Here is a 25,283-nt window from a genome sequence, read left to right on the forward strand (position 1 = left end):
CGCCGTCAGACCGCGCCGGGGAGCTGTTCGCGTACCCATTCGGGGTCGGGGTTGGTGTGCGCTCGGCCCGCGACGACGACCGTCGGCACGGTCTCGTCGCCGTCGTTGGCCGCCCGCACCGCCGCCGCTCCCTCCGGGTCGCGCCAGATGTCGACCCAATGCGCCCGGCGGGCGCGGCGGCCCAGCCGGGTGCGCAGCCTGACGCAGTACGCGCAGCCCGGCCGCCAGTAGACGACGGGCCGTCCGTCGGCCGCGCTGCGGCGCTGCGCCTCCAGCACGCCGATCGACCTCGGGAAGACCAGCGGCGAGTTGACGCCCGCGAGCAGCACGAACCGTTCCTAAAGACTGAGCGGGAGTGAGTCCTGTTGCCAGAACTCGTGCTCAGTCGAACGCCCCGAACGGTCTTGGGCGTTCTGGTCCACCGCGTTCGCGCCGCGTCCAGCTCCAGCGGATCGTGTCCGTGGTCCGGGTACGCGGGGGCGGTTTCCCTCGTTCCTTCGGTCACGGGGTCGGGCCTGGACGGTCCGATGCCCGCCAGCATCGCTCTGGTGCTGGCGGGGCGGTGCTGTCCGTCGCCTGATCCGGTAGCCGAGGGAGCGTCGTCCGATGGCGACGCCTGCCGCCTGATGGCGAGTGACAGGGCGTCGGGGTGTACTGAGAGGCTTTTGCCAGTGCTCGGCGCCCCACATGGAGGTGTAGGCGGGATCGACAGCGATCACACCGATACCGGTCTCCGTGCACATCGACAGCAGGCGTGCGCGGAGTTTGCCGGTGGGGATGCCCGAGATGAGCTGTCTGAACCGCTTGCGCCGTCCGTGCTTCTCGCGGGTCTTGGAGTCGGTGAAGTCGAGGTCTTCGATGGCGATGGCCTGCACATCCGTGGACTTGGCCCAGCGCAGGAGGCGGGTGAGGGCGTGCCGGAGCTGCGCGTCACGCCGGGTGGCGGGGCCGGTCATGTCGTAGTCGAAGCGGCGGGGCTTGCCGACCGGGTTGCCGTACTGGTCCAGCCGCCACGCGGCGAGGTGGTCAGCGTTGGTATCCACACCGATCACACCGTCTGCCCGCAGTGCGTCCAGCGGGACGACGGGCAGGTCTTTGCGGGTCCAGGACGCATCCAGGTACCAGCGTCCGCGCTGCACATCGAGGTGGACGCGGTAGGCCACGGCACGGTTCGCTTCGATGCGGTCGCGCCATTCATCTCCCCGGTGCGGGAAGGTGACGCGGGCGGCCAGGACGTATCGGCCATGCCGGGCGTTCGCCAGTTGGGCGAGCGGCGCCGGGAGTTTGATGCTGATCTGACCGTCGGGCCTCACGCGGATCGTCTCGTTCCCGAACCTTTTGCCGGACTCGCCGTCAGCCGTGAGGAACCAGCGGGCGGCTTCCCAGCGTTCCCGCCACTGCGCCTCGGTCAGGTTCGCGGCCTTCAGGTTGTGACGGGTTCCCAGCAGCCGACGGCCACCGCGCACCACGGACACCCGGCCTGCTTCGTGTTCGGCCCTGACCCGCTCGTGTGCGGCCTGAAGGATCGCCAGCCGTCGGGTCTTGTGGAACCACTCGTGCTTGCTGCGGTAGCCGCCGGGCATGCCCCGGCCGCCCTTCTCCCCGATGGGCAGGGACAGGCGGTGCCGCACGGTCTTGATCCCGGCGTCCAGGGATTGCAGGTGGGCGTGCTGGGCCCGGCGCGACAGACCCCACTGGTCATGCGTGTTGGAGGTGACCGACCCCGCCCAGCGGGAGGACGACTCGGCGGTCAGGTCCCGCTTACGGGCGGCCCACGTGTCGGTGGAGTGCTCCAGCCCGTCACGGCAGCGCCGGGCCAGATCGAGACAAGACAAGCGCCCCATGTGCGCGCCGACCAGCCGCAGAACCTTCTCGTCCTCGGCGGTGAGCCCCTTGAGCCGGTCACGGATGCTGACACCCGAGGGGCCATCGGCGACGAACGGCCGGGCGATCTGCCACAGCGGCTTCTTCTGTTCAGCCATGCTCGGCGGCCTCCAGTGCCTTGCGAGCGCGGTTCTTCGCCGACCGGCGCCCGTACAGACGAGCACAGAACGACGTCAGCACCTCCACCATGTCCCGCACCAGGTCGTCCTCGACCTCGCCGTCATCCAGCACGACCAGGCGACGGCCATGCGCGGCAAGCGTTGCCTCGACCAGCTCCACGTTCATCCGGCCGAGCCGGTCTTTGTGTTCCACCACGATCGTGGTCACTTCCGGATCGGCCAGCAGGCGACGAGCCTTGGACCGGCCGCCGTTCATGCCCGAGCCGATCTCCGCCTCCACACGCACGACACAGTGGCCGGCCATCGCTGCCCACTCGGCAAGCCGGGCAGTCTGTCGCTCCAGATCGGCCTTCTGGCCGCGGGAGGAGACCCGGGCATACAGGCCCAGACCGCCGACCGCTTCGGGCGCGGTGTTGGCATTCACGTTCACGAGGATCGTGCGCGGCCCGACCCGCTGTGCCGGTACCGGCAACGTCCCCTCACGGAACCAGCGATACGCAGTCTGCGGATGCACGCCCTGCGTCCTCGCCCACTCCGTCAGATTCACGCCCTGACAACGACACTCACTCATACATGGTTACGCTCACTTACCTGACTTCGAAGACGAGCAGGCACCCCAGAAGGAGCGCGGCGGCCCCACCGGGGCTCCCCCGCGAGGCCAGCGCGGTCGCGAGGCCGGAGCCGCAGAGCACCAGCAGCACCGGCAGGGTCCACGCGCGCATCGGTCAGCCCTCCACGGTCATGGTGAGGCCGCCCGGCAGGGCGGCGACGGCCTCACGGAGGCGTACGGCCAGATCCCGCGTGGCCGGGGGCGCGGCGCTGTCCGCGTGGGCCACCCAGCCCGCGACGGCGCAGTGGAACGCGGCGACCAGCATGTCCACGGCCAGCCGGGGCCGTACGTCGCCCGGCGCCCCGACCGCGAACCTGCGGTGCAGGATCTCCAGCGCCCCCTGGGTCGTGGCCTCGCAGAACTGAAGCCCGTGCGCGGCCATCGAGGGCGTCCGCACGGCCAGCCGACGGCTGAGCAGCACGCGGTCGGCCCAGCCCTCGTCGTCCATGCGCTCCAGCGCGGCGAGCAGCGCGTCCCGCCCCAGCTCGACCAGCGTCCGCGGGCCGGGGTCGACGGTGTCCAGCTCCTCCAGGAAGGCCCGCCACAGATCCTGGTCGGCGGCCATGGCGACGTCTTCCTTGCTGGGGAAGTAGCGGAAGAAGGTCCGCTTGGAGACCTCGACCGCCTCGCACAGCTCATCCAGCGTGACGCCGCCGAAGCCGCGCTCCGTGAACAGCTCCAGGGCGGTGTCGATCAGCGTCTGACGCGTGCGCCGCTTCTTGCGTTCACGCAGCGACGGAGTGGGGGCGGCAGTCACAGCGACGAGTGTAACGCGAACGCGAATGCCACTTGCGCGCTTCTGCCACTCAGTGGCATAAATAAGCCCTCACCCCCTTCCGGAAGGCCGAACTCCCATGCGCGCCCTGCTCGTCGACAGCTCCACCCCCTCCGGACTCCGCCTCGGCGAGACCGCCGACCCCGAACCCGCCCCGCACGAAGCACTGGTCCGGGTGACCGCCACCTCCCTCAACTACGGCGAGACCGCCCACCGCAACGAGGCCCCCGACGGCACGGTGCTCGGCTGGGACGCCGCCGGAGTGATCGAACGCGCCGCCGCAGACGGCTCCGGCCCCGCCGCCGGAACCCCCGTGGTCACCATCGGCGAGGCAGGCGGATGGGCCGAACTGCGCGCCGTACACACCGGCCTGATCGGCATCCCGCCCGAGGGCGCCGACCCGGGCGCGCTGAGCACCCTCCCGGTCGCGGGCGGCAGCGCGCTGCGCGCCCTCCGTCGGATCGGCGACACCCTCGGCCGCCGCATCCTGATCACGGGCGCCACCGGCGGCGTCGGCCGGTACGCCGTCCAACTCGCCCGCCTCGGCGGCGCCCACGTCATCGCCACCACCGGCGACCCGGCCGCCCACGGCGACGCCCTCCGCGCCCTGGGCGCCCACGAGGTGATCGCGTCCCCTGAAGAGACCACCGAACCGGTACACGGTGTGGTGGACCTAGTCGGCGGCCCCCAACTCGTCCAGGCATACGGAAAGCTCGCCGCGCACGGCACCCTGGTCTCCGTCGGCCATGTGACGGGCCGGCCCGAAACGTTCCCCTTCGGCGCCCTCTACGGGAACGACGGCCGCCACGACCGCTCGATCGTCACCTTCTTCCTGCTGGAACGCCCCGACCTCGCCCCGGACCTCACCTGGCTCTCCGAGCGCCTCGCGGCGGGCGGCCTGGACCCGCAGATCGCCTGGCGCGGCGGCTGGGACCGCGCCGAGGAAGCCGTGACCGCCCTCCTCGACCGCCGCCTCCACGGCAAGGCCGTCCTGGAGATCAGCTGAGAACCATCACTGTCAAGACCGGCGCCTCGGGCGAAGACTGAGCGGTGCCCACCGCCCGGTATCCCCACGCCGTGTAGAGGGCCTGCACCTTCCCGTCCTGATTCAGCGGGTTCACCATCAAGGACACCTGCGTCTCGGCCCGCCCGGCCACGAGGGCGTCATGCAGCCTGCGGGCGATCCCCTGCCTGCGCCATCACGGACGGACCATCATCTCCTTCACCGCGACAGTGGGCGCCCCGGTGATGTCCGCCCCTGGCTCCGGGCGCGTACGGCGCCACCAGCGGTCCTCCGCTCCGTCGAGCCGGTTGGCGTAGAGGTAGCCGACCGGCTCGCCCGCGTCGTACGCCACCACGGCCTCCCACCCCGGCTCGACGGCGTGCCGGTGCAGCCGCTCCCCGAACGCCTCCGGGGCGTAGTGCGGCAGATGGACCTTGTGCGCCCAGCACTCCTTGTAGACGCCCATCAGGTCATCCCACACGGACTCCACGTCCCCGATCCGGACGAGGCTCACAGGACCCCGGTCCGGGCCGCGAATTCCCGCACTCCCGGCACGCGGGCGGACGTGTACAACAGGTCCGCCGTCAGGGTCCGCAGGGCAGGCCGCCGCACTTCCTGTGGCGCCTCCCGCTCCACCCGGCGAAGCGCCGCGAAGGTCTGCGGCTGGTCACCGAGGGCGTGCCACATGCGGGCCGTATCCGTCCAGGCGCGGGCGCGGCGCTCCGCCGTCGGCATGCGGTCGATGGTCAGCCTCGAGGCGACCTTCACGCCCTCGTCAGGCGTGCCGAGCGCGTTGAGCACGCCGATCCGGTAGACGTCCACCTGCGTCCGGCTGGCGTCCACGGTGAACAACCCCGGTACCGCCGAGCGCCGCTCGGTCTCTTCCTGAGCCTCGTCCAGCAGGTCCAGCGCCGTGGCACGGTCCCTGCTGGTGGCCGCTGTGTACGCGGCCGTCAACATCAGTGTCGTACGCACAGCCCCGGTCGGGGACTGACCGGCATCCAAATCGGCCGCCTCCCGGGTGAGCAACCGCACCGCAGCCGGGCCGCGCCCCGACCGCCGCATGGTGATCGCGAGCACCCGGGAGGACTCACCGATGGGAACCGGATGGCCGCTGGCCCGGGCCGCGGTCAGCGCACGGTCGGCGGCCGCCCAGGCCGCGTCGTTGTGCTGCTTGAGCGCCAATTCGGCCGCCAGCACGTATGCCCGCGCGAGCGCCATGCTCGCCTGCTCTCGCGCCCGCCCGCTCGACGCGTCCCGCGTCGCCGAGGCCGCGGCGAGCAGGCCCGGGAGCGCGCGGCCGAGCGCGGCGTAGCGAGCGGCACAGAAATCCGACCGCGCGGCCGCCGTCTGCTGGACGAGGCGGGCCAGGGGAACCGGGGCAGCAGAGGGGAGCCGGAAGAGAGCGTCCTCAAGACCAGCCGCCGGATCGAAGGGGCCGGACGCGGCGCCCGCTGGGGCGACACCGACAACGGCCGTCGCTCCGGCCGCCAACGCACCGGTGAGCAGATTCCTACGACGCACCGCATCCTCCTCGTCCGATGGCCGCTCCACCGTATCGGCCGTGGGTCCGCCCGGCGCGGGAGTCGCGGTCAGCCGGTCGAGTGGGACGTTCAAGAACGCGGCAAACCGCACCAGCGTGGGGTGGTCGAGCCGCATGCGCCCGGACTCGATCCGGGAGACGGCCGACGCGGAGTAGCCACAAGCCTGGCCGACTTGCGCCTGGGTGAGGCGGGCGGCGCAGCGAGCGCCGCGAAGGATCGCCCCGATGTCAACGCTCGCTGAACCAATGTCCATAGGTACCTCCCGCGGAACAACGAGAGAAACGACGCTAGGGGTATCGCGGGCGGGTGGGGAGGGCGCGTGGAAGCACGCCGTGTGCGGGTTCGGCACACGACGTGCGGAAGGCCATCTCACGCTCCCGCACGAGGCGGTGGGCCGCGATGGTGATGCCACGCCCGGCGGCAGCCCGGGCGTCTTCCCACCATCAGACGGCCGACGAGATGACGACGACGATGATCAGCAAGCCCTCACCGCTCACCCCCACCGAAACAGGCCATCCGGCCTACTCCCAGTCGCTCCCGTGCACCGAGGAATCCGTAGGCATCGCGCGCCTGTCCGTCGCCGCGACCCTGCGGGCCTGGGGGCTGGAGGACATGGTGGACGATGCCCGCCTGATCGCCTCCGAGCTGGCCACCAACGCGATCCGGCACGCCGCCCGCCACACCCCCGAACCCGAGCAGCGCGGCAGCTTCCGCCTCAAGGTCGAACGCTCCGGCGATCACCTGGTACGGATCTCGACGTTCGACCGGTCCCGCGCCATCCCCCGCGTCGTCCAGGCGAGCGAAACGGCCGAGTCCGGGCGCGGCATGGCGGTGGTGGACGCCGTCTCCTGCCGGTGGGGGATCGACCGCAAGCCGTGGGGCAAGGGCGTCTGGGCCGAGTGCGCCACCCCGGGCCGCCTGCCGTGACACCCAACCGGCATCCCTATTCACCTCAGTCACGATTGGACAAGCCATGACCATGTGCACCGCTCCCAACCGCCCCGCCCCGGTCCGCCCCTGGGGCCTGCGCCGACTCGGCCCGTACCCCACCGCGGCGGAGATGCCGTTCACCACCGTCACCATCGACCCGGACACCCAGACCGGCGTGTTCCGTGACCGCGACGGCCTGGTGGTCGAGATGGGCAGGCACGGCACCAGCTCCGCCACCTCGACGTCGACCGTGACGAACCTGGACTCGCGCAACGACACGGGCTCCGACCAGGACTCGCAGCAGGACTGACAGCCCTGATGACCGACACGAAACCCGTCCTGGTGGTCACGGAACCGCTCGACATCACCGCCGACATGGTGATCACTCACCTCAATGAGCGCGGCGTTCCTGTGGTCCGCCTCAACCCTGCGGACCTCCCGGTCGGGGAGTTGACGGTCTCGGCTCGGTTCGGCGGCCGCCCGGCCGCCGAACCGGTGGCCGGACAGCTCCGCACCCCCTCGCGGACCGCCGACTTGGAGCATGTACGGGCGGTGTACTGGCGCCGCCCCATCTGGCCCGCCTTCGAGCACCTGAACGCGGACGACGCACGCTATGCCGCCGCGCAGGTCCGCCATGGGCTCGCGGGCACCCTCTACGCCCTCGACGGCCCTTACTGGGTCAACCACCCCGCCCGCAACGCGGCAGCCGACCACAAACCCATCCAACTCGCCGCAGCCGTACGCCTCGGCCTCACCGTGCCCGCGACGCTGGTGACCAACGACCCCGGCGAAGCAGGCGGGTTCATCACCGCGCACGGGCAGGTGATCACCAAGACGCTGCGGTGGACCCCGTACGAGCGAGACGGTGTCGGCCTCACGAGCTGGGCCGAGCCGGTCACCGCCGACGAGGTGGACGACACGGTGAGCGCGGCGCCACACCTGTTCCAGGCCCGTGTGGACAAGGTGGCCGACCTCCGGGTGCTGATCGTCGGCCGCCGGTCGTTCGCCGTCCGCATCGACTCCGGCCTGCTGGACTGGCGCAAGGACTACTCTGCCCTGTCGTACCGCGTGGTAGACCTGCCGGATCGGCTGGAGAAGGCGCTACGCGCCTGCCTCGACCACTTCGGCCTCCCCTCCGGCAGCTTCGATCTCGCCCTCGACCGCGACGGCGAACCCTGCTCGCTCAAGGAGACAAGCCCGAATGACGCCCGACACCGCGCCTGAGCGGAGCGCCCTCGCCGACCGGCTCCAAGGGGCCGGAGTCCTCGCCCACCCGAAGTGGCGTGCGGCGGTCGAGGCCGTACCCCGTGAACTGTTCCTCCGGCCCGGCGTCTTCCTGCCCACCGACGACGGACGCTGGCGGCCCGTCACCACGCTCGGCTCCGTCCCCGAGGAATGGTCCAGGATCGCCTACCGCGACGAGTCCCTGGTGACGCAACTGGACGGGCACCTCACCGCCGACCAGGCCGCCGATTCCGTGCCCGGCGTTCCCACCTCATCGTCCACCACGCCCGTGACGGTCGTCGGCATGATCGAGGCCCTGGACGTCGAGGACGGTCACACCGTGCTGGAAATCGGCACCGGCACCGGCTACTCCACCGCCCTGATGTGCCACCGGCTCGGAGAGGACAACGTCACCACGGTCGAGGTGGACCCGGGCGTGGCCGCCCGTGCGGATGCCGCCCTGGAAGCCGCCGGATACTCCACCTGGACCGTGACCGGCGACGGGCTCCTCGGCCACCCCCGCCGCGCTCCCTACGACCGGGTCATCGCCACGTGCGCGGTGCGGCGCATCCCCCACACCTGGGTACGCCAGACCAGGCCGGGCGGCATCATCCTCGCCACCCTCGCCCCCGGCTCGTGGGCGTACGGCACCGGGCTCGCCAAGGTCACCGTGAACGACGACGGTACGGCCGAGGGGCGGATCACCGGGGAGGCGTCGTTCATGCAGGCCCGCTCCCAGGCCGCCGTTCCGCTCGCCGGTGACCTGTCGGCGCGTACCGCCTACGCCGACAGCGAGCGCGAGGCGAAGGTGCCCCCGACGCTGCTGGAGGAATGGATGCCCGCCTTCCTCGCCCAGCTCGCCGCACCCGGCGCCCAGCTCGTACGCGCCGCCCGGGCCGATGGCACCCAGCAGCTCTACGTGTTCGACGCCGACCGCGAATCCTTCGCGGCCTTCACGGGGGAGGGCTCCGGCTGGACCGTCCGGCAGGGCGGACCAGTGGCGCTGTGGGACGACATCGAGCGGACACTCATCGCCTGGCAGGAAGCCGGACGCCCCGACATCAGCACCATGCGGCTCCGCGTCACCCCCAGCTCTCACACGTACTGGATCGGCGACGGGCCCGCGCTGCGCTGGGAACACCGCCTCACCTGAGCAAAAGGGCCGGCCCCCGAACACGACGAGGGCCCCGCCGGATGGCGGGGCCCTCGTCGTACATGGGATGAGTGGAGATGGCGGGAATCGAACCCGCGTCCAACGGTGCGGAATCAGGGCTTCTCCGAGCGCAGTCCGCTGTGATTTTCTCGGCCCCGGAGATCACGCGGACAAGTCTCCGACGGGCTCAGTCACTGTTTGATTTCCCACTACACCCCGTGACCGGGTCTAGTGGTTTAGTTCCCTAGTCGATGCCAGGATCCGGGTCGGGAACAGCCCCGGGCTGACACTTCGCGAGGTCGCTACTTAGGCAGCGAGGGCGAAGGAATCGCGCTTGGTGTTGGCGATTATTGGTTGCGACATATGGTTTACGAGATCATTGCCGCTTCCTCGGCTCGCTTCCCCTGCTTCGACAGCCGCTGTCGAAACCGATCATCCCCATGTGGTGTTTTCAATGGTGCTACCGCGCCCTCGGAGGGGCACGGCGTCCATCATAGGTGAACAACGCGCTACGGGGCCACATCATTCCCGCCGGGCGACGTCCGAGGTCAGACCCGGCCGCGCTCGCGGCGGCGGGCCGCCGAGATCGCGCGGTCGGTCTCGCGGCGGTCCTGCTTCTCGCGGAGGGCCTGGCGCTTGTCGTAGTCCTTCTTGCCCTTGGCGAGCGCGACCTCGACCTTGGCGCGGCCGTCCTTGAAGTAGAGGGACAGCGGCACGATGGTGTGGCCGGTCTCCTGCGTCTTGCCGATCAGCTTGTCGATCTCGGCCCGGTGCAGCAGCAGCTTGCGGCGGCGGCGTGCCGAGTGGTTGGTCCACGTCCCCTGGCTGTACTCGGGGATGTGCACGTTGTGCAGCCACGCCTCGCCGTTGTCGAGCTGTGCGAAGCCGTCCGCGAGCGAGGCGCGGCCCTGGCGGAGCGACTTCACCTCGGTCCCGGTCAGCACCAAGCCGCACTCGTAGGTGTCGAGGATGTGGTAGTCGTGCCGCGCCTTCTTGTTCTGCGCGATCAGTTTGCGACCCGTCTCTTTAGCCATAGCAGGGTCATTCTCGCACTAGGACCCGCCCCCGAGGCCACTCAATACCGTCCGGGCGCGTGCGTCGGCGCTCGGTCCTTCGTCGCCGTGGACGGTGAGGTCGGGGGTGATGCCCGCGCCGTCGACGATGCGGCCGGCGGGGGTGCGGTAGTGGCCGACGGTCAGCTCGGCGACCGAGCCGTCGGAGAGCTTGCTGGGCATCTGCACGGAGCCCTTGCCGAAGGTGCGGGAGCCGACGACGATGGCGCGGCCGCGGTCCTGGAGTGCGCCGGTGAGGAGTTCGGCGGCGCTCATGGTGCCGCCGTCGACGAGGACGACCAGCGGGCTGTGGGTGTCGCCGCCGGACCCGGCGTCCAGGACACGCTGCTCGCCCCGTACGTCGTACGTGGCGACCAGGCCGCCGTCGAGGAAGGAGGAGGCGGTGGTGACGGCCTCGGTGACCAGGCCGCCGGAGTTGCCGCGCAGATCGAGGAGGATGCCGTCGCCTTCGGGGACGTCCCGCACCGCGCGGCGCACCGCCTCGCCGGAGCCCTTGGTGAAGGAGTCGACCTTGATCCGGACGGCGCCCCGTCTCGCGTCGCCGACGCGGCCGGAGACGCGGTCGACGGTGACCGGCTCGGTGGCCAGCCGCGCCCGGTGCAGGGTCTGCCGCCACCGGTGGCCGTCGCGCTCGAGGCCGAGCGTCACCGGGGTGCCCGCCGAGCGTCCGGCGTGTCCGCGCAGCCGGGCGACGACCTCGGTGACGGGGCGGCCGGTGGCCTTCGTACCGTCGACGCTCAGCAGCCGGTCGCCGGCCCGGAGCCCGGCGCGGTCGGCGGGGCTGCCGGGCTGGACGTGGTCCACCTCGATCCGGCCGCCGGTTCCGACCCGCGCGGAGACCCCGACGCCGACGTAGGCGCCGTCGAGGTGCTGGCGGAATCCCTCGTACTCACGGGCACTGTAGACCGCGCCCCACCGGTCGCCGCTGCGGCTCACCGCTTCACGGGCAGCCTGCGAACCTGACTTACCGTCCTCCTCGGCCTCGGCAGCGGCCGCCTCGACCTGGTCGCTCTCGACGGAGCCGGCGGCGACCGGGCGGATCGGTATCCGCGCGGCCGACGAGCCCCGGTCGGCGGCTCGGGCGGGGCCTTCGGCCCCCCACGAGCCGGTGGCGGCGCCGGTGGCGAGCACGCTCACGAAGACCAATGTCAGGGCGGCCCCGTGGCGAATGCGGCGGGGATGGACGAACAAACACGGGCCCGACATGCCGGTGAGTGTAGGGCAAGCCCAGGCGCCGTACGGCTGGTTGTGAGGTACGGCGCCCTGGGCGAATGTCACACCTTGAGGTACTTGCGGAGCGCGAAGAAGGCCGCGAGGGCGGGCATGAGCAGCCCGATCGCCAGCACGAGCGGCAACTTGGCCAGCACCGCGTCCCATCCGATGAAGTTGATCACGTCGATCTTGCCCGCGAGCCAGTTGTCGACCAGGAAGTACTGGCCGCTGACGAGGAGTACGCAGGCGAAGCCCGCGCCCATCAGCCCCGCGATGGCGGCCTCCATGATGAACGGCATCTGGATGTAGAAGCTGGACGCGCCGACGAGCCGCATGATCCCGGTCTCCCGGCGCCTGCTGAACGCCGACACCCGTACCGTGTTCACGATCAGCATCAACGCGACCACCAGCATCAGCGTCATCACGCCGAGCGCCGCGTAGTTCATGCCGTTGAGCAGATTGAAGAGATCGTCGACCAAGGCTTTCTGGTCCTGGACTTCCTGCACCCCGGGCCGGGCCGCGAAGGCGGTGGAGATGACGTCGTACCGGGTCGGGTCCTTCAGCTTGATGCGGAAGGACTCCTGCATCTGGTCGGGAGTCAGCGAATCGGCGAGCGGGGAATCGCCGAACTGTTCCTTGTAGTGCTTGTACGCCTGTTCGCTGGTCTCGAACTGAACCGACTCGACGATGTTCATCTGGTTCAGTTCGGAGCGGATCTCCTTTTTCTGGACGTCGGTGGCCGCGCCTTTCGCGCAGTTGGCCGACGACTCCTTGTCGTTCTTGTTGCAGAGGAAGATCGAGACGTTGACCTTGTCGTACCAATAGCCCTTCATCGTGCTCACCTGCTGGCTCATCAGCAGGGACCCGCCGAACAGGGCGAGCGAGAGGGCCACGGAGACGATGACCGCGAAGGTCATCGTGAGATTTCGGCGGAGACCGACGCCGATCTCCGACAGGACGAACTGGGCGCGCATGGCGTCCTTTCAGTGCTGGTAGCCGTGATCAGTGCTGGTAGCCGTAGACGCCGCGGGACTGGTCGCGGACAAGGCGGCCCTTCTCAAGCTCGATCACGCGCTTGCGCATCTGGTCCACGATCTGCTGGTCGTGCGTGGCCATGACGACCGTGGTGCCGGTCCGGTTGATCCGGTCCAGCAGCTTCATGATCCCAACGGAGGTCTGCGGGTCCAGGTTGCCCGTCGGCTCGTCGGCGATCAGCAGCATCGGACGGTTGACGAACGCGCGCGCGATGGCCACGCGCTGCTGCTCACCGCCGGACAGCTCGCCGGGCATCCGGTCGTCCTTGCCGCCGAGACCCACCAGGTCCAGCACCTCGGGGACGGTCTTGCGGATCGCGGTGCGCGGCTTGCCGATCACCTCCAGCGCGAAGGCGACGTTCTCCCCGACCGTCTTGTTGGGGAGCAGCCGGAAGTCCTGGAACACCGTGCCCAGCTGGCGGCGCATCTGCGGCACCTTCCAGTTGGACAGCCGCGCGAGATCCTTGCCCAGCACATGGACCGCGCCGTGGCTCGCCCGCTCCTCGCGGAGCAGCAGCCGGAGAAAAGTGGACTTTCCCGAACCAGAGGAGCCCACCAGGAAGACGAACTCGCCCTTCTCGATCTCGAGCGAGACATCCCGGAGTGCGGGACGGGTCTGCTTGGGGTAAGTCTTGGATACGTTGTCGAATCGGATCACTGATGCACCACGGTCGACCTGGGTAGCGGTACGGGCAGCAGCCGGAGCGGCTCCCGTCGGTGAGCGTGACCATACGCGAAGCGCGCGCGGGCGCGCAGCGCCCATCCGGCTTGGTGCGTTTATTCACGGCACTATTGGGGGCAAACGGTTGACAAAGCGGCCGTCGAGACCGTCCGAAACGGCCACAGAACCGGTACGGATGCGGCACGGAATCGTGCGGGACGCGCCGAACCGGGCGGAAGCTGGCACAGTGGAAGGGGAACCAACCCATTTCCCTGAGCGTTGGTCCCATATCTACTGCGGCACCGCCGCGCGGGAGGAGAAAGCGCATGACGTACGACAGGCTCGTCTGCGCCAACTGCGCGAGCCCGGTCAGCGAGGGCCGCTGCCCGGTCTGCCGGGCCAGCAGGGAGCGCCTGCAGCAGCAGGAGGGTCCCTTCGCCGGGCTGACCCCGGCCGCGCTGATAGCGCTCCTGGTGGCGCTGATCGCGGTGGCCGTGCTCGCCCACGAGATGGCGGTCGCGGCGTAAGGCGGTATAAGGCCGCGTAACGCTGCGTAATCACGGCAACGACACAGACACCCCGAGGGGCCCGGAGCTGACAGCGCTCCGGGCCCCTCGACGTGCGTACTGCGTGTGAATCAGGCCGCTGGATCAGGCCACGTTGTTGTTGCGGTTCGCGAGCCGCGGCACGACGCGGAAGCCGATGCCACCCGCGATCATGGTCGCGGCACCGATCAGCAGGAAGGTGGTCTCGGAGGAGGCACCGGTCTCGGCCAGCTCCTCCTTGGCCTTGCCCTGCTCGACCGGCTTGGAGCCGACGCTGTCGGTGTCCGTGTTGTCGTCGCAGTTGGTGGAGTCGAGGTCCACCGTGCAGGTGGAGTCGTCGCCGCCGGCGCCGCCGCCCTGGCTGGGCGAGGTGCTGGGCTGGCCGGAGGGCTGGTCGGTCGGCTCGTCCGTCGGCTGGCCCGTGGGCTGGTCCGTCGGCTCGCCGGTGGGCTGGTCGGTCGGCTCGTCCGTCGGCTGGCCCGTGGGCTCGTCGGTCGGCTCGCCGGTCGGGAGCGTCGGCAGCCCGGTGGGCAGGCCGGTCGGCTCGTCGGTGGGCTCGTCGGTCGGGTCGTCGGTCGGGTCGCCGGTGGGAATCCCGGTCGGCTCGTCGGTGGGGTTGTCGGGCTTGCCGACGCCGACACCGACGTCCAGACCCTTCTCGTCCGCCTTGACCGAGGCGTCGACGCCACCGATCCCGACGTCGATCCCCACGGCCGATGCGGCGCCGGCGGCGGTCAGCGACGCACCAGCGGCGATCACCGCGGCGGCCGCTATACGCGCGACCCGCAGCCGCGTCTTCTTCGTCATCTGCCTGCTACCCCCAGTAGCTGTACTCGTAATGGAGAGCAGCTATGCACGGGGCCACGGCCGTCGGGGGGAGAAGTTCCGCGGGCTCTGCCTGTTCAGGCGATCCGCTGGTCCCCGTTCACACGCGCCCCAGTCATACGCATGCCGCGCGTCAGCCTTCCCAGTTTTCATGGCACCGTCAAGCGTCTTTGGGGGAGAGATGTCCGCTATGAAGGTGCTTGTGTGACGCATGGGTACAGGACTGTGACCAAAAACCGTCCATGAAGGACCACTTGACGATCGCCCGTCCCCGCGGCCGCGGGGCCTCAGCTCTCCTGCTGCTGCTTCTTGCGCCAGCGGATCCCGGCCTCCAGGAAGCCGTCCAGCTCGCCGTCGAGCACCGCCTGCGGGTTGCCGACCTCGAACTCGGTGCGCAGATCCTTGACCATCTGGTACGGGTGCAGGACGTACGAACGCATCTGGTTGCCCCAGGAATTGCCGCCGTCGCCCTTGAGCGCGTCCATCTTGGCCTGCTCCTCCTGGCGGCGGCGGTCGAGCAGCTTCGCCTGGAGGACGTTCATCGCGGTCGCCTTGTTCTGGATCTGCGAGCGCTCGTTCTGGCAGGAGACCACGATGCCGGTCGGGATGTGGGTCAACCGCACCGCGGAGTCGGTGGTGTTGACGCCCTGCCCGCCGGGGCCCGAGGAGCGGTAGACATCGATCCGCAGCTCGGACTCGTCGATCTCGATGTGGTCGGTCTGCTCGACCACCGGCAGCACCTCGACGCCCGCGAAGGAGGTCTGACGGCGGCCCTGGTTGTCGAACGGCGAGATGCGCACCAGGCGGTGGGTGCCCTGCTCGACGGAGAGCGTGCCGTACGCGTACGGCGTCTGCACGGCGAAGGTGGTCGACTTGATGCCGGCCTCCTCCGCGTACGAGGTCTCGTAGATCTCCGTCTTGTAGCCGTGCCGCTCGGCCCAGCGCAGATACATCCGCTGCAGCTGCTCGGCGAAGTCGGCGGCGTCGACGCCCCCCGCCTCGGCGCGGATGTTGACGACCGCCTCACGGGAGTCGTACTCGCCGGACAGGAGGGTGCGGACCTCCATCTCGTCGACGGCCTTGCGCACGGCCTGCAGCTCGGACTCGGCCTCGGCGCGCGCGTCCTCGTCGCCCTCGTCGGCGGCCAGCTCGAACAGCACCTCGAGGTCGTCGATCCGGCCGCGCAGCTCCTCGGCCCGGCGCAGATGCCCCTGGAGATAGGAGAGCTTGCTGGTGATCTTCTGCGCGTTCTCCACGTCGTCCCACAGGGACGGGGCCGCCGCCTGCTCCTCGAGCACGGCGATGTCGGCCCGCATCTTGTCGAGGTCCAGGACGGCCTCGATCGACCCCATGGTCGAGGAGAGGGACTTCAGCTCTTCGGATACATCGACGACTGCCACGTGCACCAGCCTAACCGCTATAGAAGGATCTCCGGCCCGTCGGTCCCTCGCGGGACAGCGGGCCCTCGGGGCGTAACGGGAGTCCTGCCCGGAGTCACTGTCCCGAGTCCTGTGAGGACGAGTGCTCGCCGCCCTTGGGCGCATCGTCGCCGTCGCCGCCGCCCGCGACCAGCCAGCCGCCGACGCCCACGACGACCAGCGCCGCCACCGTGGCCGTCGCGACCTTGAGCCGACGGCGGCGCAGCGCACCGGAGACCGCGGGATGGCGCGCCGAGCCCGCCCTGCGCTGACCGTGTACGCGGGGGGCGCGCGCGGTGCCGTGCGCACCGCCCGCCAGCTCGTCCGCGCTGGGCACGCGCATGCTGGTGTGGGTATCGCGGCTGCTGTCCGGCACCGCGCCCGGGACCAGCGGGACCGCGCCGCGCCGCCGCTGCTGCGGCCCGCCGTGGCCGTATCCCTGGGCGTACCCCTGGTCGTGTCCCTGGCCGCGCCCCTGGCCCGGTCCGGTGGGGGCGGGCCGGTGGCCCCCCTCGGGGTGCTCGCCCTCGCCCTGCTCCTCGGCCTCGTCCGGCTCGTCGATGTCCAGCGGCGGATATCCGGCCAGGCTGGGCAGGATCTCGCGCAGCCGCGCGGCCAGCTCGGAGGCGCGCAGCCGGGACGCGGGCGCCTTGGCCAGGCACTGGAGCAGCAGCTGCCACAGCTCGTCGGGGATGCCGGGCAGCGGGGCGACGGTCTCCGTCACATGGCGGCGCAGGATCGCGCCGGGGTGGCCGCCGCCGAACGGGGTGAAGCCCGCCAGCAGCTCGTACAACACCGTGGCCAGCGCGTACACATCCACGCTCGCGCGCGGCGGCAGCCCCTCGATGATCTCCGGCGCGAGGTAGTCGGGGGTGCCGATCACGCTGCGCGGGTTGGGCGAGCGGCCCTGGGATGCCGCCTGCCCGCGGGACGGCCGCCCGCCGCGGGCCCGGCCCGGCTCGTCGACCAGGCGCGCGATGCCGAAGTCCGTCAGCAGGGCGGGGTGGGAGCGGCCGGGGCCGAGCGGGCCCTGCATGTCCAGCAGGACGTTCTCCGGTTTGACGTCCCGGTGCACGATCCCGGCGGCGTGCGCCGCGGCCAGCCCGTCGGCGACGTCCGCGGCGATCGCGACCGCGGCCTCCGGGGACAGCCGCCGCTCGCGGTCGAGCCGGGTGCGCAGATCCGTACCGCGGATCAGGTCCATGACGAGCGCCAGGTCGTTGCCGTCCACCACGAGATCACGCACGCCGACCACCCGGGGGTGGTCGAGGCTGAGCAGCGCGGTGCGCTCCTGTACGAATCGGCCCACGAGCTCCTGGTCGGAGGCGAGATCCTCGCGCAGGAGCTTGATGGCGACCGGGCCCTCGGGACCCTCGCCCAGCCACACCGTGCCGGCGCTGCCGCGTCCCAGGACCTGGTGCGCGGTGTACCGGCTGCCGATCTTCCGTGACAAGACTGCTCCGAATCCTCCGACAGGGGGCACGTTGGCGACAAAGCTACGCGGCTACTGGCGCGTTCGGGGCACCAGACAGCGCCAACTGTCACTTCTGAGCGGAAAACACCCCTTGGATGTCGACAAATCACCTGACTCGGCGCATCGGTCGGGGTGTTGAGGTGGAGTCAGCCGTCACGTCAGCTCGGGCCGTCAGGCCGTTACGTCAGCTCGGGCCGCCGAGGCTGGAGATCCAGTCCTTGACGTCGGTGACCCAGGTCGAGACCGCGTCCCAGTAGCTCTGGCCCTGGGCGACCCAGTCCTTGAGCGGGGTCAGCTCCCAGATCAGCCAGGACCCCACGACCAGGATGAGGATCACGAACAGGCAGCCCTTGAGGCAGCCGAGCCCGGGGATCTTCATCTTGTTGGGGTTGTCCCTGCGCTGCCGGGGCTCGCGGCGCGGCTCCGGCTGCTGCGGCGGCGCGTAGCGCTGCGGCTGCGGCTCCTGGGGGCGGGCGTACTGCTGCGGCCGCTGCTGTTGCTGGCGGCGCTGCTGACGGCGCGACGGCGGGGGCTGCTGCGGCCGCTGTTGCTGCTGCTGGTACTGCTGTTGCTGGTACTGCTGCTGTTGCTGCTGGTACCCCTGCGGCGGCTGCTGCGGCGCGGCCCGGTGGGGACGGCGGCGCAGCGGGTCCTCGCTCGGGTCGAGGTACTGGACCTGCGTCTGCTCGTTGCGGTCGCGGGCCGCGCGCAGCTGGTTCTGCCAGGGGTGCGGATCGTCCTGGCCGGGCACGCCGCCGGGCGGTACGGGCGGCATGGCCCGGGTGGGGTCCGCCCCGGGGGCACCCGGGCCGCTCGTGGGCAGCGCCTGGGTCGGGTCCGCGTTGGGGCCCGTGGTGGGGAGCACGTTGGTGGCCGCGGCCGGGTCGTACGAGGGCTGGTTGCCCGGCGCGTTCGTCGGCAGCACCTGGGTCGCCTCGCCCGCGTCCGCCGGGGCGGTGTCCGGGACCGGGGCCGGCGCCGGGTCCGGCGCGAGCAGCGCGGCGACGCCGAGCGCGGCCTCCGCCTGCGCGGCCGAGGCGTGCACGCCGATACCGGCGGCGACCGTGCGCAGGCCGCGGGCCAGGCTCTCGGCGCTCGGTCGCTCGTCCGGGTTCTTGCGCAGACAGCGCTCTATGATCGTCCACAGCGGCTCGGGAACGGTCGTGGGGCGGCGCGGCTCCTCGCTGAGGTGCCGGTGCAGCACCTCCAGCGCGGTGTTGCCCGCGAACGGCGGACGGCCGGTGACCAGCTCGTACAGCATGATGCCCGCGCCGTAGATGTCCACCGCCGACGTCTGCGGACGGCCCTCGGCCGACTCCGGCGCCACGTACGCGGGGGTGCCGACGAACTCCTGGGTCCGGGTCAGACCGGGCGAGTCGGCGAGCCGCGCGATGCCGAAGTCCGTCAGCATCGGGTGCATCTCCTCGCCCTCGCCGGTGCCCGCGAGGAGCACGTTGGCGGGCTTGAGGTCGCGGTGCACGATGCCGTCGGCGTGGCTGGCGGCGAGCGCGTCGGCGACCTGCGCCATGAGGAGGGACGCGGCGACGGGGGTGAACGGGCCGTTCGCGCGCAGATAGTTGTGGAGGTCCGGACCGTTGATCAGGTCCATGACGAGGGCGAGCAGATCGCCCTCGACCACGAGATCGCGGGTGCGGACGATGTTGGGGTGGGTGAGGCGGAGCAGTACGGAACGCTCGCGGAGAAAGCGCATGACGATATCCGCGTCGTTCGCCAGCTCCTCCTTGAGGACCTTGATCGCGACCGTCTCGCCGGGCTGCCCGGCCACGGCCGCCTCGGCGCCCGCCGTCTCCCGCTGGCTGGCCCGCCAGACGGTGCCCGTGGCTCCGCGTCCGAGCGGCTCCTCGAGCAGGTACTTGCTGCCTACCGGCCGCACGTCATGCGCTCCCTGGTCGTGGTCATATCACTTGCATCGCTTGCTGCATCGCTTGTACTGCCTGCCGTACTCGTCCGCCCACTGTAATGGGGACGGCCGAGGTGCCGTACCGATCACCGCAGATCACCGCCCGGGCGGGCGCGGCGGCCCATCCGGTGCCCGGGGGAAAGACGCGTGATCCGGAGGGTCGGTTGCCCACTTGCCATCCCTTAACACTGTGGATCACTCCCTCACTCATGTAGCGAACACGCAGCGAATCCGGTCGCAATCAGCCAGTTTCGGCCGAGTAGCCGACCAATCAAGATCATGTGGCGCCGGGCGGCGGGCGAAGTGTCAGTGGCAGGTGCGAGGATGCACGCAGCACGGAAGCGCCGAGCGGCGGGGGGCTCACGCTCCGTGATCCGTACGACCCCGTACGGACCTGTACGTGCCGAAGCGCCCGGGGGCGGGACGGCGGGGTTGGCAACCCCGCCCGGTCCCCCGGACAGAAGGGACCGTTGACGGCGATGCAGATTCGGCTGACCGTCCTCGGGCCGCGCAGCGCCCACCCGGGCCGTTCCGGCCATCCTGCGCCCCCGCCGCCCACCCTCGCGGGCGCGGTGGACGTGCTCGTGACCGCTCCCGTCGGCACCGCCCTCGCCTCCGTGACGAGCGGCCTCGCCGCCGCCGTCGCCGCGGCCGGGCACGACGCCGGGGGCGGCACCGGCGCGGTCGTGGTGTACGCGGGCTCGGAGCGGCTCGACCCCCAGCGCTGCGCGCTCGGCGAACCGCCGCTGGTGGACGGCGCGGTGCTCTCCCTCCACGCCCCGGCCGACCCCGACCACTACCCCGGCTACCCGGGCTACCCCGGCCTGCCCGAGGCGGCGGTGTCCGACGCCACGGTCCACCTGGACGTGATCGCCGGGCCCGACGCGGGCGGCGTCCACCTGCTCCACGGCGGCCAGGTCCGCATCGGCCGCTCCGCCGACGCCGACGTCCCCCTGGACGACCCCGACGTCTCCCGGCTGCACTGCGCCGTGACGGTCGCCGAGGACGGCCGGGTGACCGTCGCCGACCTCGGCTCGACGAACGGCACCGCCGCCGACGGCGCCCCGGTCGGCCCCGACCCCGTCCTGCTCGCGCCGGGCGCGCTGCTCCGCATCGGCGAGTCCGCCCTGCGGCTGCGCACCCCTGCCGCCGCCCCCTCGTCCCCGGCCCGCCTCCCCGCCCACCCGGACGGCGAGGGCCACCTGAGGATCACCCCCCGCACGGACGGCGTGGCCCACGCCACGGGCCCCTGGACCGGCGCCCCGGTCCCCCGCCACCCCGGCCGGGGCTGGACCCCGGTAGCCCGCCGGACCGACCCCGCGGCCCCCACCACCCACGGCACGGGCACCCAGCCCCTCGGGGCCGAGGGCCCGGCGAGCGGCGGGGGCTCCCAGCGCGGCGCGCAGGAGCCGTGGCCCGGCGGGGGCAGGCACCCCGGGCCCGAAGGCGGCAGCGCACCGTATGACGCCCCGGGCGCGGACGGAGGCACCCCCTACGGCACCTCGACCGGCGGCGGCAGGACCGGCACCGCAGACGGCGGAACCACCCGGCAACCAGGCCCGGCCGCGGGCCCCCGGCACAGCGAACGGGACACCCGGGCCGAAGGCCCGGCGGGCGGCAGCGGCTCACCGCACGGCGCGACCAGCGGGCGCGGCGGGCAGGAGCCATGGGCCTCCGGCCCGGCGGGCGGCGGCGCGCCGTACAACGACGGCCCGGGCAACAGCGGAACGCACGGCGCGATCGACTGGCGCACCGGCGCTCAAGCCCCCCGGGCCGCAGAGCACGGCCAGCGCGACGGGGACGGCTGGGGGCCCGGCGGGCAGCCGGGAGGTCCCGGGCGGCCCGGCGCGGGCGGGCAGGCCGGGCGGGGGACGCCGTTGCGGGGGACCACCGTGCCGCAGGGGCTCGGCGAGACGCCCTCGTACGCCTACGACGCGCCCGGGGCCCAGGTACGGCGGCGCGGCATAGGGGCCTGGGTGCGGCAGTTGACCGGGGGCCGGGGCGGCGAAGAGCGGGGCGCGGACGAGGCGGCGGGCGCCGAGGACCGCGCGGCGCGGGCGGCCGAGGAGGCCGCCGCGCTGCACCGGCGGTGGCCGGACCCCGCCGCCGTGCTGATGACGGCGCTGGGGCCGGGGCCGCGGCTGTGGGAGCGCGGGCCGGGCCACCCGGACGCGCTCACCGTGCGGCTCGGCTCCGCCGACCGGCTCTCGGGCGCGGGCGGGCTGCTGCCCGCCGCGCCCGTGACCGCGGATCTGCGGCAGGCGGGTTCGCTGGGGCTCGCGGGACCGCGCGGGCGGCTGGCCGGGCTCGCCCGGTCCGTCGTGGCGCAGCTGGCGGCGCTGCACGCCCCGGGCACGCTGGAGATCGTGCTGCTCAGCACGGAGGACCGGCCCGCGGAATGGTCCTGGCTGGGCTGGCTGCCGCAGCTCCAGCCGCTGCGCGGGCAGGACTGCCGCCTGCTGCTGGCGTACGACGCGGAGCAGGTGACGGCCCGTACGGCGGAGCTGACCCGGCGGCTGGAGGACGCCGCGACGGGCCCGTCCGGGCCGTACACCGTGGTGATCGTGGACGGCGATCCGGGCCCGCCCGCGCTGTGCGAGGCGCTGGCGCGGCTGGCGGTCGGCGGCCCGGGGGCCGGGATCCATCTGCTGTGTCTGGCCGAGGCCCCGGCCGCGTCGCCCGCCTCACCGCTGTCGGTGAGTTACGAGACGGCGTGCGCGGGGTCCGCGGCGTTCGCGTCGTGCGAGGTGGCGGCGCTGCTGAGCGGCGATGTGGCCACCGGGCTCCAGATCGTGCACCGGGATGCCGCCTCGGGCGGCGCGGGCGTGCCCCAGTGGGTGGCGGGCGCCACCACGGCGGCCACCGTGGACGCGGTGTCGGGGGCGTGGGCCGAGCGGTTCGCGCGGGCGCTCGCGCCACTGCGCCCCGCGGCTTCCGGCCATGGCGACGAGGGCGGCCCGGGGCGGCAGGTGGCGGCCCCGCTGCCCGATTCGGCCCGGCTGCTGGACGAGTTGGGGCTGGCCCGGGCCACCCCGGCCTCGCTGATGGCCCGTTGGGCGGCCGCCGCGGACGAGGTCCAGGCGGGCGGCCGCGCGCTCGGGGTGCTGGGCGCCGGGCCACGCGGACCGGTCGCCGTCGATCTGGCCGCCGACGGCCCGCATCTGCTGATCGACGGCGGTCCTGGCACCGGCAAGACGGAGCTGCTGCGGTCGCTGGCCGCCTCGCTCGCGGCCGCCGAACGGCCCGACCGGCTGGAGCTGGTGCTCCTTGACGGCGCGGGGGCCGGCGGTGGCACGGAGCGCGGCGAGGGGCTGCGGGTGTGCACCGATCTGCCGCATGTGTCGACGTATCTGGCGGCGTCCGACCCGGTGCGGATGCGGGAGTTCGCGCAAGCGCTCAGCTCGGAGCTGAAGCGCCGGGCCGAGTTGCTGGGCCGACTGGACTTCGTCACCTGGCACACCCGGCTCCGGGAGGGCGCGGGCGCGACCGGTGGCGCTCCCCCGCGGGTGGTCGCGCCGCGCTCCCCCGGCGACATCGACCCACCGCCCAGTACGACGGTGCGGCTGCGCCCCCAGCGCGGCCGCGACGACGCGCCCGACCAACGCAACCAGGGCGACCAGCGCAGCCAACGCGACCAGAGCGGTCAGCCCGGGCAGCACGGCTCCGAACCGGCCACCCCGCCGCGCCCGTTCCCCCGCCTCGTCGTCCTCGTCGACGACTTCGACGCGCTGGTGGCCCCGGCGCTCGGCAGTCCGGGCCGCCCTGCGGCCGGTTCGGTGGTGCGCGCGCTGGAGGCGATCGCCCGTGACGGCGCCCATCTCGGCGTCCATCTGGTGGCGACGTCCGGTCGCCCGGACCGTACGGCGGACACGGCGGCGGTCGAGCGGGCCGGGCTGCGGATCGTCCTGGAGCCCCGCCCGCTGGGCCCCGCCTCCGCCGAGCAGCGGCCGGAGGCGGAGACCCACGCCCCGGACGGTGAATCGGCCACGGCCGGTGAGCACGCCCCAGGACGTGGCCGCCTGCTGCGCCCGGAGGACGCCGCGGCGACCCCGTTCCAGGCGGGCCGGGTCACCGGGCGGATACCGCGCACCGCGACGCAGCGGCCGACGGTCGTACCGTTGGAGTGGGAGCGGATGGGCGATCCCCCGGCCCGCCGCCCGCTGCGCGAACTGGGCAACGGGCCGACCGATCTGGCCCTGCTCGCCAGCGCGCTCCAGCGCGCCGCGCAGTCGGCGGACGCGCCGACCGCGCCCGCGCTGATCTGAACCTGCCCGGCTCTCCTCACCCTCCCCGCCGATTAATTGACGCTTTAACCGATCACGGATCAGCGATCACGGATCCACCCGATCCGCTCACCTTTGCGATTCGGCGTTCATCACGGCCCGGTCACGACCGTGAGTGAACGCCGAAAACAGTATTGCCACGTTGGGTGACCGGGCGTAGGACTGTCGCACGGGACACGGCCGCGCGCGAGGCGGTCGGCATCGGAGGGAAACGGGGATGCAGAAATCGCTTCGCAGGAACAGGAAGCGGAAGAAGCGAACGGCACGCGCCGCGGTGGCCGCGGCATCGGCGGGAGCCCTCATGCTCACCGCCGCGGGCTGCGGCGGCGACGACGGGGACACGGTCAGCGGCGGCCCGCCGCCGGTCACCGTGAAGCTGCCCAGCCTCAAGGGCCAGAAGCTCCAGGTCACCGCCGTCTGGACGGGGACGGAGCAGGAGAACTTCACCAAGGTGCTGAAGGAGTTCGAGAAGCGCACCGGCGCCAAGGTCTCCTTCGTACCGAGCGGTGACGACATGGCGGGCTTCGTCGGCTCGAAGGTCGCGGGCGGCTCACCGCCGGACGTGGCGATGGTCGGCCAGGTCGGCGTCATGCGCGAATTCGCGCAGAAGGGCTGGGCGAAACCGCTGGACGCCGCCGCCAAGGCGGAGGTGAACAAGAACTTCGCCAAGGGCTGGCAGGATCTCGGCTCGCTGGACGGCAAGCAGTACGGGGTGTATTTCAAGGCCAGCAACAAGTCCCTGCTCTGGTACAACACCTCGGCCTTCGACTACGCGGGCGCCAAGGTCCCGAAGACCTGGCGGGAATTCCTGGAACAGGCCCAGCTGATCTCGGATTCCGGCACCGACGCGGTCGCGGTCGGCGGCCAGGACGGCTGGACGCTGACGGACTGGTTCGAGAACGTCTATCTCTCCCAGGCCGGGCCGGAGAAGTACGACCAGCTCGCCCAGCACAAAATCAAATGGACCGATCCGTCCGTCAGGAAGGCCCTCGAAACGCTCGCCCAGCTGTGGGGCGCCAAGGGCCTGGTCGCGGGCGGCCGGAGCGGCGCGCTCCAGACCGCGTTCCCGGATTCGGTCACCAAGGCGTTCGGCAATGCCGCCCAGCCCGACGCGGGCATGGTCTTCGAGGCCGACTTCGTCGCCGCCAACGTCCAGGACGCGGGCGCGGAACTCGGCGGGGACGCCAAGGTGTTCCCGTTCCCGGCGGTCGGCGCGAAGCCACCGGTGGTGACCGGCGGCGACGTGGGCGTGGCGCTGAAGAACAGCAAGGCCGCGCAGGCGCTGCTGACGTTCCTGGCGTCGCCCGACGCCGCGACCATCTGGGCCCAGTCCGGCGGGTTCATCTCGGCGAACAAGAACGTCAAATTCAGCGCATATCCGAATGACCCGATGCGCGACATCGCCAAGGCGCTCATCGCGGCGGGCAATGACTTCCGGTTCGACATGTCCGACCAGGCCCCGGCCTCCTTCGGCGGCAAGCCCGCCCAGGGCGAATGGAAAGCGCTCCAGGACTTCCTCAAGAACCCGAGGAACGTGGAAGGCATCCAGCGCCAGTTGGAAGCCGATGCCGCCAAGGCGTACAAGAACTGACGAC

22 protein-coding genes, 1 other RNA gene and 1 pseudogene are annotated in these 25,283 nt (G+C 71.9%); 8 read left to right on the forward strand and 16 right to left on the reverse strand.

Annotated features, from left to right (window positions below):
• Nucleotides 1-5: 5 nt before the first annotated feature.
• The 5 genes and pseudogenes from ACH4TL_RS43670 to ACH4TL_RS43690 form a co-directional block, all read right to left on the reverse strand.
• Nucleotides 6-332: pseudogene (locus ACH4TL_RS43670) on the reverse strand (glutaredoxin domain-containing protein); the annotation flags it as partial.
• A gap of 6 nt (nt 333-338) precedes the next feature.
• Nucleotides 339-1,982 carry an IS200/IS605 family accessory protein TnpB-related protein gene (locus ACH4TL_RS43675; protein WP_398330625.1) on the reverse strand — a complete coding sequence of 548 codons (1,644 nt, stop codon included), beginning with the start codon at nt 1,980-1,982 and terminating at the stop codon, nt 339-341.
• Nucleotides 1,975-2,550: an IS607 family transposase gene (locus tag ACH4TL_RS43680; protein ID WP_398330628.1), complete on the reverse strand. Its 576-nt coding sequence runs from the start codon at nt 2,548-2,550 to the stop codon at nt 1,975-1,977. Before ACH4TL_RS43680 ends, ACH4TL_RS43675 begins: the two co-directional genes overlap by 8 nt.
• Nucleotides 2,551-2,590: 40 nt before the next feature.
• Nucleotides 2,591-2,725, reverse strand: a complete 135-nt coding sequence (locus ACH4TL_RS43685) for a hypothetical protein (RefSeq protein ID WP_398330631.1) — start codon at nt 2,723-2,725, stop codon at nt 2,591-2,593.
• A 3-nt stretch (nt 2,726-2,728) separates the two neighbouring features.
• On the reverse strand, nt 2,729-3,370 hold the full coding sequence (locus ACH4TL_RS43690) for a TetR/AcrR family transcriptional regulator (protein ID WP_398330634.1): 642 nt from the start codon (nt 3,368-3,370) through the stop codon (nt 2,729-2,731).
• A 97-nt stretch (nt 3,371-3,467) separates the two neighbouring features.
• Here ACH4TL_RS43690 and ACH4TL_RS43695 point away from each other — a divergent pair, with 97 nt between their 5' ends.
• The gene (locus ACH4TL_RS43695; protein WP_398330637.1) at nt 3,468-4,394 is read left to right on the forward strand and encodes a zinc-binding dehydrogenase; all 927 of its coding nucleotides are present in this window, start codon (nt 3,468-3,470) and stop codon (nt 4,392-4,394) included.
• A 193-nt stretch (nt 4,395-4,587) separates the two neighbouring features.
• Here ACH4TL_RS43695 and ACH4TL_RS43700 read toward each other — a convergent pair whose 3' ends face one another.
• Both ACH4TL_RS43700 and ACH4TL_RS43705 read right to left on the reverse strand, forming a co-directional pair.
• Nucleotides 4,588-4,881: a hypothetical protein gene (locus ACH4TL_RS43700; protein WP_398425479.1), complete on the reverse strand. Its 294-nt coding sequence runs from the start codon at nt 4,879-4,881 to the stop codon at nt 4,588-4,590.
• A 20-nt stretch (nt 4,882-4,901) separates the two neighbouring features.
• Nucleotides 4,902-6,188, reverse strand: coding sequence for a helix-turn-helix domain-containing protein (locus tag ACH4TL_RS43705; RefSeq protein ID WP_398330643.1), 1,287 nt, complete (start codon nt 6,186-6,188; stop codon nt 4,902-4,904).
• A 206-nt stretch (nt 6,189-6,394) separates the two neighbouring features.
• Between ACH4TL_RS43705 and ACH4TL_RS43710 the strand changes: the two genes are divergently transcribed.
• From ACH4TL_RS43710 to tgmC, 4 genes are read left to right on the forward strand one after another with little or no spacing between them, the layout of a single operon-like run.
• A complete protein-coding gene (locus ACH4TL_RS43710; protein WP_398330646.1) occupies nt 6,395-6,862 on the forward strand; it encodes an ATP-binding protein in 468 nt (155 codons plus the stop codon).
• A 52-nt stretch (nt 6,863-6,914) separates the two neighbouring features.
• The gene (gene tgmA, locus ACH4TL_RS43715; protein WP_398330765.1) at nt 6,915-7,175 is read left to right on the forward strand and encodes a putative ATP-grasp-modified RiPP; all 261 of its coding nucleotides are present in this window, start codon (nt 6,915-6,917) and stop codon (nt 7,173-7,175) included.
• An 8-nt stretch (nt 7,176-7,183) separates the two neighbouring features.
• Nucleotides 7,184-8,089 carry an ATP-grasp ribosomal peptide maturase gene (locus tag ACH4TL_RS43720; protein ID WP_398330649.1) on the forward strand — a complete coding sequence of 302 codons (906 nt, stop codon included), beginning with the start codon at nt 7,184-7,186 and terminating at the stop codon, nt 8,087-8,089.
• On the forward strand, nt 8,067-9,242 hold the full coding sequence (tgmC, locus tag ACH4TL_RS43725) for an ATP-grasp peptide maturase system methyltransferase (protein ID WP_398330652.1): 1,176 nt from the start codon (nt 8,067-8,069) through the stop codon (nt 9,240-9,242). The genes ACH4TL_RS43720 and tgmC overlap by 23 nt, the downstream gene beginning before the upstream one ends.
• 69 nt (nt 9,243-9,311) lie before the next feature.
• Here tgmC and ssrA read toward each other — a convergent pair.
• From ssrA to ftsE, 5 genes are all read right to left on the reverse strand, one after another.
• Nucleotides 9,312-9,682, reverse strand: a transfer-messenger RNA (tmRNA) gene (gene ssrA, locus ACH4TL_RS43730).
• 108 nt (nt 9,683-9,790) lie between these two features.
• Entirely contained in the window at nt 9,791-10,276 is a 486-nt protein-coding gene (gene smpB, locus ACH4TL_RS43735) for an SsrA-binding protein SmpB (protein ID WP_398330655.1), read from the reverse strand.
• An 18-nt stretch (nt 10,277-10,294) separates the two neighbouring features.
• Nucleotides 10,295-11,521, reverse strand: coding sequence for a S41 family peptidase (locus ACH4TL_RS43740; RefSeq protein WP_398330658.1), 1,227 nt, complete (start codon nt 11,519-11,521; stop codon nt 10,295-10,297).
• 68 nt (nt 11,522-11,589) lie between these two features.
• Nucleotides 11,590-12,501, reverse strand: coding sequence for a permease-like cell division protein FtsX (gene ftsX, locus ACH4TL_RS43745; RefSeq protein ID WP_398330661.1), 912 nt, complete (start codon nt 12,499-12,501; stop codon nt 11,590-11,592).
• 28 nt (nt 12,502-12,529) lie between these two features.
• On the reverse strand, nt 12,530-13,219 hold the full coding sequence (gene ftsE / locus ACH4TL_RS43750; RefSeq protein ID WP_254748232.1) for a cell division ATP-binding protein FtsE: 690 nt from the start codon (nt 13,217-13,219) through the stop codon (nt 12,530-12,532).
• 329 nt (nt 13,220-13,548) lie between these two features.
• Between ftsE and ACH4TL_RS43755 the strand changes: the two genes are divergently transcribed.
• Nucleotides 13,549-13,749, forward strand: coding sequence for a hypothetical protein (locus ACH4TL_RS43755; protein ID WP_398330665.1), 201 nt, complete (start codon nt 13,549-13,551; stop codon nt 13,747-13,749).
• Between the two features lie 123 nt (nt 13,750-13,872).
• On the opposite strand, the gene ACH4TL_RS43760 is transcribed toward ACH4TL_RS43755, so the two are convergent.
• From ACH4TL_RS43760 to ACH4TL_RS43775, 4 genes are all read right to left on the reverse strand, one after another.
• Nucleotides 13,873-14,574, reverse strand: coding sequence for a PT domain-containing protein (locus ACH4TL_RS43760; RefSeq protein ID WP_398330668.1), 702 nt, complete (start codon nt 14,572-14,574; stop codon nt 13,873-13,875).
• Between the two features lie 305 nt (nt 14,575-14,879).
• Entirely contained in the window at nt 14,880-15,992 is a 1,113-nt protein-coding gene (gene prfB, locus ACH4TL_RS43765; RefSeq protein WP_398330671.1) for a peptide chain release factor 2, read from the reverse strand.
• A gap of 94 nt (nt 15,993-16,086) precedes the next feature.
• The gene (locus ACH4TL_RS43770; protein ID WP_398330674.1) at nt 16,087-17,463 is read right to left on the reverse strand and encodes a serine/threonine-protein kinase; all 1,377 of its coding nucleotides are present in this window, start codon (nt 17,461-17,463) and stop codon (nt 16,087-16,089) included.
• Between the two features lie 205 nt (nt 17,464-17,668).
• Nucleotides 17,669-19,378 carry a serine/threonine-protein kinase gene (locus ACH4TL_RS43775; RefSeq protein WP_398330677.1) on the reverse strand — a complete coding sequence of 570 codons (1,710 nt, stop codon included), beginning with the start codon at nt 19,376-19,378 and terminating at the stop codon, nt 17,669-17,671.
• A gap of 506 nt (nt 19,379-19,884) precedes the next feature.
• Here ACH4TL_RS43775 and ACH4TL_RS43780 point away from each other — a divergent pair.
• Both ACH4TL_RS43780 and ACH4TL_RS43785 read left to right on the forward strand, forming a co-directional pair.
• Entirely contained in the window at nt 19,885-23,670 is a 3,786-nt protein-coding gene (locus ACH4TL_RS43780) for an FHA domain-containing protein (protein ID WP_398330680.1), read from the forward strand.
• Between the two features lie 235 nt (nt 23,671-23,905).
• Nucleotides 23,906-25,279 carry an ABC transporter substrate-binding protein gene (locus ACH4TL_RS43785; protein ID WP_398330683.1) on the forward strand — a complete coding sequence of 458 codons (1,374 nt, stop codon included), beginning with the start codon at nt 23,906-23,908 and terminating at the stop codon, nt 25,277-25,279.
• Nucleotides 25,280-25,283 lie beyond the last annotated feature (4 nt).

This window comes from Streptomyces sp. NPDC021115, assembly GCF_044333065.1.
Taxonomy (GTDB): Bacteria; Actinomycetota; Actinomycetes; order Streptomycetales; family Streptomycetaceae; genus Streptomyces.

What these genes read in the sequence shown, in the direction of transcription:
- ACH4TL_RS43695 (WP_398330637.1), top strand. Translation starts at nt 3,468, where the DNA reads ATGCGCGCCCTGCTCGTCGACAGCTCCACCCCCTCCGGACTCCGCCTC.
- tgmC (WP_398330652.1), top strand. Translation starts at nt 8,067, where the DNA reads ATGACGCCCGACACCGCGCCTGAGCGGAGCGCCCTCGCCGACCGGCTC.
- ACH4TL_RS43740 (WP_398330658.1), bottom strand. Translation starts at nt 11,521, where the DNA reads ATGTCGGGCCCGTGTTTGTTCGTCCATCCCCGCCGCATTCGCCACGGG.
- ACH4TL_RS43685 (WP_398330631.1), bottom strand. Translation starts at nt 2,725, where the DNA reads ATGCGCGCGTGGACCCTGCCGGTGCTGCTGGTGCTCTGCGGCTCCGGC.
- ACH4TL_RS43755 (WP_398330665.1), top strand. Translation starts at nt 13,549, where the DNA reads ATGACGTACGACAGGCTCGTCTGCGCCAACTGCGCGAGCCCGGTCAGC.
- ACH4TL_RS43710 (WP_398330646.1), top strand. Translation starts at nt 6,395, where the DNA reads ATGACGACGACGATGATCAGCAAGCCCTCACCGCTCACCCCCACCGAA.
- tgmA (WP_398330765.1), top strand. Translation starts at nt 6,915, where the DNA reads ATGTGCACCGCTCCCAACCGCCCCGCCCCGGTCCGCCCCTGGGGCCTG.
- ACH4TL_RS43675 (WP_398330625.1), bottom strand. Translation starts at nt 1,982, where the DNA reads ATGGCTGAACAGAAGAAGCCGCTGTGGCAGATCGCCCGGCCGTTCGTC.
- ACH4TL_RS43780 (WP_398330680.1), top strand. Translation starts at nt 19,885, where the DNA reads ATGCAGATTCGGCTGACCGTCCTCGGGCCGCGCAGCGCCCACCCGGGC.
- ACH4TL_RS43720 (WP_398330649.1), top strand. Translation starts at nt 7,184, where the DNA reads ATGACCGACACGAAACCCGTCCTGGTGGTCACGGAACCGCTCGACATC.
- ftsX (WP_398330661.1), bottom strand. Translation starts at nt 12,501, where the DNA reads ATGCGCGCCCAGTTCGTCCTGTCGGAGATCGGCGTCGGTCTCCGCCGA.
- ACH4TL_RS43760 (WP_398330668.1), bottom strand. Translation starts at nt 14,574, where the DNA reads ATGACGAAGAAGACGCGGCTGCGGGTCGCGCGTATAGCGGCCGCCGCG.
- ACH4TL_RS43785 (WP_398330683.1), top strand. Translation starts at nt 23,906, where the DNA reads ATGCAGAAATCGCTTCGCAGGAACAGGAAGCGGAAGAAGCGAACGGCA.
- smpB (WP_398330655.1), bottom strand. Translation starts at nt 10,276, where the DNA reads ATGGCTAAAGAGACGGGTCGCAAACTGATCGCGCAGAACAAGAAGGCG.
- ACH4TL_RS43705 (WP_398330643.1), bottom strand. Translation starts at nt 6,188, where the DNA reads ATGGACATTGGTTCAGCGAGCGTTGACATCGGGGCGATCCTTCGCGGC.